The 410-nt window shown below is 71.0% G+C and carries 1 protein-coding gene; it reads right to left on the bottom strand.

Annotation, left to right across the window (positions count from 1 at the left end; all coding sequences use genetic code 11):
• The coding region (locus tag J8I35_RS35020) for a TolC family protein (RefSeq protein ID WP_209929404.1) at nucleotides 1-410 on the bottom strand (410 nt) is incomplete at both ends.

Below are 410 nucleotides of genomic sequence, written 5' to 3' on the forward strand. Positions count from 1 at the left end.
CCGCCCAGCGTCGGGCTGCCGGTGCCGAACGCGCCCGTCAGCGAGATCTTCGGGAAGAACGCCGCGCGCGCCGCGCCAATGTTCGCGTTCGCGGCCAGCAGCGTCTGCTCGGCCTGCATCACGTCCGGACGACGCGTCAGCAGATCCGACGGCAACCCGGCCGGCACGTCCGTCAGCAGGTTCTGCGCGTCGAGCGGCATGCCCGCCGGCAGATCGTCCGGCAGCGGCTCGCCGATCAGCAGCACCAGCGCATTCAGCGCCTGTGCGCGCGCACGCGCCTGCGCCTGCTGGTTCGCGAGCGCCGTCTCGACTACCGTCTGCGCCTGACGCAGCTCGAGCTCGGAGCCCGTGCCGTTGTCGAATTGCAGCTTGGTCAGGTCGTACGACGCCTGCGCGGTCTTCAGCGTGTC

Origin of the sequence: Burkholderia sp. CpTa8-5, assembly GCF_017815045.1 — a bacterium.
Lineage (GTDB): Bacteria > Pseudomonadota > Gammaproteobacteria > Burkholderiales > Burkholderiaceae > Burkholderia > Burkholderia sola.